This window comes from Candidatus Nanopelagicales bacterium, from assembly GCA_030700225.1.
In the GTDB taxonomy this organism is placed as follows: domain Bacteria; phylum Actinomycetota; class Actinomycetes; order S36-B12.
The window spans coordinates 1-6,994 of record JAUYJT010000062.1; the positions used below are offsets into that span (position 1 = coordinate 1).

Sequence of the window (6,994 nt, forward strand, 5' to 3'; positions counted from 1 at the left end):
GCGACGCCACGGCCTTCAACAGGCCCGAATCAACCGGATCGAGTACCGTCGAAACCACCAGGCGGAAACACCATGAACCAAGATCACCAAATGTTGGGTATTGAAAACCCGAAGTTCCTCATTAACTCAGAAGCACCTCACGTTCGTCCACTGGCAACTAACCCCTATCCCCACACGCTGACCCGTGGGAGCCGGATGACAGGAGACCGTCACGTCCGGTTCTGCGAGAGCCGGGGGGTGCAACTCCCCCCGGCTACTCACCTTTGCATCACCTCGCCGCCTATCGACCCGTGCCGGTCGCGCCCCGAAGGATGCGACGCGCTGAGATTCCGACCAGTAGTAGTATCGGCGGTATGAAGCTGAGTGTGAGCCTGCCGGAGCCTGACGTGAAGTACCTCGATGAGACAGCGCGTCGACTCGGCCTGGAGTCCCGCTCGGCGGTCGTCCACGAGGCTGTGGAGGCCCTTCGGCGCGCGAACTTGGCTTCGGAGTATCGCGACGCGTTCTCCGAGCCCGACGCGAGTTTGGACGCGTGGGAGGCGTCAGATAGCGACGGCATCGACCGGGACGAATCGTGAGGCGTGGGGACATCGTGACCGTCGATCTCAGCCCGAGCCGGGGATCGGGGTCCGACAAGGTTCGTCCCGCTGTAGTCGTCAGCAACGACGCCGCCAATGAGGCCGCGAGCCATCTGGGCCGCGGAGTCGTCACGGTCGTCCCGCTGACTACGAACACCGCGCGGATCCACCACTTCCAGGTGCTTGTTCCGGCCGCTCGAAGCGGACTGCGGTCTGATGGCAAGGCTCAGGCTGAGCAACTCAGATCCATCGACATCAACAGAATCACCCGAACAGTCGGACACCTGCCAAACGACTTGATCGACGAGCTAGACCACGCCCTCCGGATACACCTCCGCCTCTGACGCGGCACGAACCGGTAGGTCCCCGTTTGTCCGATGCCTTGAGACATCACAGAGTGCCCCGGGTGGGATTCGAACCCACACTGGACGGTGTTTGAGACCGCTTCCTCTGCCGGTTGGGATACCGGGGCTCAGGCATGAGAGTACCGTCATGACGCGGTAGCGACCAGGAGGCTTCGCCCCGCGCAAGCTCGGTCGGTCCCGCTCGCCGAAGCGACCCCGAAGCCCCCCCAGCCCCCGCCCCCTGGCAGAAACGCCCGCTCCGAACAGAAGCGCCCTTTTGGGTACAGACGCGCCCGTTACAACGGGAGTTTCCTTGCGCAACGGGCGCGTTTGTCGGGAGCGGCCGCTTCTGCGCGGGGGTGGCGGGCCCGGCTCAGGCCAAGCCGCGGAGGCGCAGGAGATCACGCAGGCTCGCGTCCAGGTGGATGCGGCCCGTAGCCCATGCGTGCGCGAACTTCACGTCGCCGTCGACCATGGCGACCAGGTCATCACTGGTGCAAAGAAGGCGGATTTGCGGTTCTCGACCGTTGGAGACGGTGTGCAGATCGACAAGATGTCCGTCCTCGAGCCGGCCGAGAAAGGTCACGTCGAGATCCAGAAGGGTACATCCGATGGTCCTGTCGGGCATGTGCCCACGTCTGATGTCCGGGTCGACGTCGTCCAGGCGCTTGATCAGAGACTCGATTGCGACGCGACACTCGTCTTCGGTCGCCATCGCCGCCCCTTCACTTGTCGGACCCGGCCACGATACTGCGGCAGGGGGCAGGCGCTACCGTTGGGGAGTGCCGGTTGACCTGAATCCGATCAGGCTGGCGTTGCGACTTTTCGGAGGGAACGAAAATGGTGCTCGACGTGTTGCGCGGCTACTTGCAGGTGGCCGGGGGGATTAGTGACGTTACGGTTCAGCGCGCCAAGGAGTTGGCCGAGGCAATCGTGGCTCAGGGGATGGATCTGACGTCAAGGAGTCAGGAGCAAGTCCAGGAAATCACCGACGATCTGCTCGACACGAGCCGGACCAACCGCGACCTATTGGCGGGGCTGGTCCGCACCGAAGTGGAAAGAGCAGTTGGCCGGATGGGTTTCGTCCGCGAGGAGGAGCTGGCCGCGGTTAGACAGCATGTCCGCCGCCTGGAGAAGCAGCTGCGCAAGGAGCATGAGCGGGCTACCGAGCGGGTCTCCGGAGCTATCACAGGCGCTGCCGACGCGTCCACGACAGCGGCTCGTACGGCCGTAGACGCTGCTTCGAAGACTGTGTCGGTGGCAGCCGAGCGCGCGGCGAGCCGAGCCTCGCGCAGTTCTAGGGCGATGACGGCGGCTACCGCCACGGTCGCTGCCGCGACGCAGGAGAAGCCCGTCGCGACGCAGAGCCTCTCAGAGTCGACCGCGAAGAAGAGTGCCCCGAAGACTGCCCCGAAGCCCGCGGCCAAGAAGCGCGCGACCAAGAAGAGCCCAGCCAAGCGCGCAGCGAAGAAGTCGGCCGCGAAGAAGCCCGCGCCCATGACCGGCACTCCGTCCGCCGAGTGAGCGACACAGCCGGGACAGGGGAGGCCTCGGGGGAAGCCGCCCTGAAGCAGAGCGACCACGTCCACGGGGAAGGAAGTACCTCCCTGCAGGAAACCGCCAAGGTCCTGGAAGAAGTCCTGGAGCACCTGGAGCGCGTTCTCACCGAAGCCCCGCAGGAGTAGGCGCGTGGCCGCTCAGAGAGGCCGCCTGGACGCTGAACTGGTCAGGCGCAAGCTGACGGCGACCAGGGAAGCAGCGCGGAAGGTGATTCTCGTCGGCCGCGTCCGTGTAGGTGGGTTCGTCGCTGACAAGCCCGCGCGGATGGTACTTCCGACCGACTCGATAGTCCTGCAGCCAGACGACGGCGTCGACTACGTCTCGCGCGGCGCCCACAAACTCCTGGGCGCGCTAGCGGAGTTCCGCGGCGAGGGACTGCCCGACGTCGACGGACGCCTCTGCCTGGACGTGGGAGCGTCCACAGGTGGGTTCACCGAGGTGCTGCTCAACGAAGGCGCCGAGCACGTCGTCGCGGTCGACGTTGGCTACGGGCAAATCGCGTGGCGCGTGCGGACCGACCCCCGCGTCACCGTGATGGAGCGCACGAACGCTCGATACTTGGGTCCGGACGACCTGCCCTACGCGCCGCAGCTGGCAGTCATCGACGTGTCCTTCATCTCCCTACGGCTCATCCTTCCGGCACTGGCGGCTCTCATGGCTCAAGACGGCGACATCTTGGCGATGGTCAAGCCGCAGTTCGAGCTGGGGCGCGAAGCCGTCGGCAAGGGCGGTGTCGTGCGAGATCCGGCGGCCCGGGCACTCGCCGTGGCCAGCGTCTCCGCATCCGCCGCCGGGAGCGGGCTCGGGACACGCGGCATCGTCGCCAGCCCATTGCCTGGACCCGCTGGGAACGTCGAGTACTTCCTGTGGCTCTCACCCGGGGGCGAGGCCTGCTCCCAACAAGACGCCGAGTCCGCCGTGCGCGAAGGCCCAGCCTGACGCCGAAGCGGCGCCTACCACGGCCAGCGGGATAGCGTAGCTTCCGGAAACACCGCGCCAGCGAAGGGAGCGACCGTGCGAAGAGTCATGCTCGTGACGCACACCGGGCGTCCCGAAGCGATTCGAATCGCCCGACGCATGGCTCGCGCGTTGGCGGCGTCAGGGATCGGGGTCCAGGTCCCAGAGCATGAGCTAGCGCCGCTTCAGGCCGGCGAGGACGACGTCGCATCGCAGGCGTTGGCATCGGGGGACGAGACACTTCCATGCACTGGCACCGACTCCGCGGTGTCTAGTGAGCTGGTCATCGTCATCGGCGGCGACGGGACGATCCTGCGCGCGGCCCAATACGCGGTAGCCGAGTCGATTCCCCTACTGGGAGTGAACCTTGGCCACGTGGGATTCCTGGCCGAAGTGGAATCTGACGATGTCGAACACCTCGTGTCGGCCGTGGTCGATCGAAGCTACCAGGTTGAGGAGCGGCTAGCTCTGAAGGTGAATCTGCTCAAAGGAGCGGACCTGAAGTGGTCCACATGGGCGCTGAACGAAGCCAGCATCGAGAAGGCCTCCCGAAAGCGGATGATCGACGTCGTGCTGGAGATCGATGACCGTCCTTTGTCTCGTTGGGGATGTGACGGCGTGGTCGTGTCATCCCCGACGGGCTCGACCGCGTACGCCTGGTCATCGGGCGGGCCTGTTGTGTGGCCCGCGGTCCAAGCTCTCGTCGTCGCGCCGATCAGTGCCCACGCCCTCTTCGCGCGCTCGCTGGTTGTCGCCCCGGACAGCAAGGTGGCCGTAGAGCTGCTTCCAGCTTCCCCCGAGGGCGTCATCTGGTGCGACGGACGCAGACACCATGACCTGGAGCCAGGCTCACGGGTCGAGATCACCCGGGCTGATGATCCACTGAAGTTCGCCAGGCTCCACGAGGCCAGGTTCACAGACCGACTCGTCGCCAAGTTCGGCCTTCCCGTGGAGGGCTGGCGCGGGAAGCGGGCGTTTCGCTGACTCGGGACACCGGCTAGTTCCTGATAGCCTGGTGGCCCATGGGTGATGGCAGAACAAGGCACGTTTTCGTCACTGGTGGAGTCGCTTCATCGCTGGGCAAGGGCCTGACGGCCTCCAGCCTCGGAAACCTCCTTCGGGCCCGCGGTCTCAGGGTCACCATGCAGAAGCTGGATCCATACCTCAACGTCGATCCGGGAACCATGAACCCGTTCCAGCACGGCGAGGTGTTCGTCACAGATGACGGGGCCGAGACCGACCTGGACGTTGGTCACTACGAAAGATTCCTGGACACCAACCTGCACGGCTCCGCGAACGTCACCACCGGGCAGGTGTACTCAACGGTCATCGCCAGGGAACGCCGGGGGGAGTACCTCGGCGGAACCGTCCAAGTCATCCCCCACATCACCAACGAGATCAAGTCCCGGATCAGGCACATGGCCGCCGACGACATCGACGTAGTCATCACCGAAGTCGGCGGAACCGTCGGGGACATCGAGTCGCTGCCGTTCCTGGAAGCCGTCCGCCAGGTCCGCCACGAAATCGGACGCGACAACGTGTTCTTCCTCCACGTATCGCTGCTGCCCTACATAGGACCGTCGGGCGAGCAGAAGACCAAGCCCACGCAGCACTCAGTGGCCGCTCTGCGATCGATCGGTATCCAGCCGGACGCGATCGTTCTGCGCGCGGACCGCGAAGTCCCGCCGTCCATCAAGCGCAAGATCTCGCTGATGTGTGACGTCGAGACCGAAGCTGTTGTCGCCGCGCCGGACGCGTCCAGCATCTACAACATTCCGAAGGTCCTGCACTCCGAAGGTCTGGACGCCTATGTCGTGCGCCGGCTCGGCCTACCTTTCAGGGACGTCGACTGGACCGACTGGGACGACCTGCTGCGCCGAGTCCACAACCCTGCCCACGAAGTCAACGTCGCCCTTGTCGGCAAGTACGTGGACCTTCCGGACGCTTACTTGTCGGTCACCGAAGCTCTACGCGCCGGCGGGTTCCACCACGACTGCCGCGCCAACATCCACTGGGTCACCAGCGATGACTGTGCCACGGTGGACGGCGCGGCCTCGAAGCTAGCGGGAATGGACGCCATCTGCGTGCCTGGCGGGTTCGGCGTCAGGGGTATCGACGGCAAGGTCGGGGCGTTGCGCTACGGCCGCGAGAACGGCATCCCGACCCTGGGCCTGTGCCTCGGCTTGCAGTGCATGGTGATCGAGTACGCGCGCAACGTGTGCGGCTGGTCCGACGCCAACTCCGCTGAGTTCGACGAGGCAACCTCGCACCCGGTCGTCGCCACCATGGCCGAACAGCGCGACGTTGTCGCCGGGAACCGGGACATGGGCGGCACCATGAGGCTTGGCCTATACCCGGCGAAGCTCGCTGAAGGTTCCCTGGTCGCCGAGATCTACGCCGCTCCCTACGTCGATGAACGCCACCGACACCGCTACGAAGTCAACAACGCCTACCGGCTGGAACTGGAGGCGCGCGGGCTGGACATGTCTGGGACTTCACCCGACGGGCGTCTAGTGGAGTTCGTGGAGCTGCCGCGCTCGGTCCATCCCTTCTACGTCGGAACCCAGGCTCATCCCGAATTCCGTTCACGACCCGCCCGAGCTCATCCACTTTTCGCGGGCCTGATCGCAGCAGCTTTGGTCAAGCGGACCGCCGACAAGGCCCCGCTGGCCGTCGAAGCCCGCCTCAAATGAGGCAGGAGATCCACGACCTCTTCGCCCCCCAGCCTGTGGTCGAGCGCTGGGAGCGTTTCGATGGACGTTGCTGGGCGGTTCGCTCGGACGAAGTCTCGCTGCCTAGCGGGGAGACCGTCGTCCGCGACTATGTGGTCCACCCAGGAGCGGTCGGCATCGCGGCGTTGGACGACAGGGACCGGATGCTCCTGATCAACCAGTACCGTCACCCAGTCGGCTCCTACCTGTGGGAAGCGCCAGCAGGTCTGTTGGACAAACCCGGCGAGGATCCGCTCGCGGCTGCCAAGCGTGAGCTCATCGAGGAGGCTGGGCTGGTCGCCGACTCGTGGGCTGTTCTGCTGGACTATCTGAACTCCCCTGGAGGGTCGTCGGAGTCATTCCGCTGCTACTTGGCCCGAGGCCTGCGTCCAGCTCCCGACGGGCGGCCTGTCGGTGAGGCCGAGGAGGCCGACATGCCAGCGCGATGGGTGGATCTGGACGAGGCGCTCGCGCTCGTCCAGGGTGGACAACTGCAAAACCCGACGGCGGTGATGGGGGTGCTGGCTTGCCATGCCGCTCGCCGGGCGGGCTGGACAGGACTGCGCCCGGCCGACGCCCCGTGGCCCGTGCGGGACGGCTTGACCGAATCAGGTCGCGTCTTCGCTGGCTGACTCCTGGGCGGGAGACTCTTTGGCGGCCGCCTTGGCCGACGTTGCTGCGGTAGGCCGACGTTGCTGCGGTAGGCCGACGTTGCTGCGGTAGGCCGACGTTCTGCTGGGTGTCTAGCGCAAGAGTTTCGGCCAACCACCACAACAGCCGCCGCAACTGCCTCTAGGCCGACGTTGCTGCGGTGGGTCCCCCCGCCTCGCGGGGGCGAGGCCAG

9 protein-coding genes and 1 tRNA gene are annotated in these 6,994 nt (G+C 65.7%); 8 read left to right on the plus strand and 2 right to left on the minus strand.

Annotation, left to right across the window (positions count from 1 at the left end):
- Window positions 1-353: 353 nt before the first annotated feature.
- The gene (locus tag Q8P38_09970) at window positions 354-578 is read left to right on the plus strand and encodes a ribbon-helix-helix domain-containing protein (GenBank protein ID MDP4014929.1); all 225 of its coding nucleotides are present in this window, start codon (window positions 354-356) and stop codon (window positions 576-578) included.
- On the plus strand, window positions 575-922 hold the full coding sequence (locus tag Q8P38_09975; protein MDP4014930.1) for a type II toxin-antitoxin system PemK/MazF family toxin: 348 nt from the start codon (window positions 575-577) through the stop codon (window positions 920-922). Before Q8P38_09970 ends, Q8P38_09975 begins: the two co-directional genes overlap by 4 nt.
- A 54-nt stretch (window positions 923-976) precedes the next feature.
- Here the strand turns inward: Q8P38_09975 and Q8P38_09980 are convergent.
- Window positions 977-1,050: transfer RNA gene (locus Q8P38_09980), tRNA-Leu, on the minus strand.
- Window positions 1,051-1,295: 245 nt separating this feature from the next.
- Window positions 1,296-1,637, minus strand: coding sequence for a hypothetical protein (locus Q8P38_09985; protein MDP4014931.1), 342 nt, complete (start codon window positions 1,635-1,637; stop codon window positions 1,296-1,298).
- Between the two features lie 125 nt (window positions 1,638-1,762).
- Between Q8P38_09985 and Q8P38_09990 the strand changes: the two genes are divergently transcribed.
- The 6 genes from Q8P38_09990 (at window position 1,763) to Q8P38_10015 (ending at window position 6,782) form a co-directional block, all read left to right on the plus strand.
- Complete coding sequence (locus Q8P38_09990; GenBank protein ID MDP4014932.1) at window positions 1,763-2,446, plus strand: hypothetical protein; 684 nt, start codon at window positions 1,763-1,765, stop codon at window positions 2,444-2,446.
- A complete protein-coding gene (locus tag Q8P38_09995) occupies window positions 2,443-2,607 on the plus strand; it encodes a hypothetical protein (GenBank protein ID MDP4014933.1) in 165 nt (54 codons plus the stop codon). The genes Q8P38_09990 and Q8P38_09995 overlap by 4 nt, the downstream gene beginning before the upstream one ends.
- A 4-nt stretch (window positions 2,608-2,611) precedes the next feature.
- Window positions 2,612-3,421 carry a TlyA family RNA methyltransferase gene (locus tag Q8P38_10000; GenBank protein ID MDP4014934.1) on the plus strand — a complete coding sequence of 270 codons (810 nt, stop codon included), beginning with the start codon at window positions 2,612-2,614 and terminating at the stop codon, window positions 3,419-3,421.
- 75 nt (window positions 3,422-3,496) lie between these two features.
- On the plus strand, window positions 3,497-4,423 hold the full coding sequence (locus Q8P38_10005) for an NAD kinase (GenBank protein MDP4014935.1): 927 nt from the start codon (window positions 3,497-3,499) through the stop codon (window positions 4,421-4,423).
- Window positions 4,424-4,461: 38 nt separating this feature from the next.
- The gene (locus Q8P38_10010; protein ID MDP4014936.1) at window positions 4,462-6,132 is read left to right on the plus strand and encodes a CTP synthase; all 1,671 of its coding nucleotides are present in this window, start codon (window positions 4,462-4,464) and stop codon (window positions 6,130-6,132) included.
- A complete protein-coding gene (locus Q8P38_10015; protein ID MDP4014937.1) occupies window positions 6,129-6,782 on the plus strand; it encodes an NUDIX hydrolase in 654 nt (217 codons plus the stop codon). Before Q8P38_10010 ends, Q8P38_10015 begins: the two co-directional genes overlap by 4 nt.
- The last annotated feature ends 212 nt before the right edge of the window (window positions 6,783-6,994 follow it).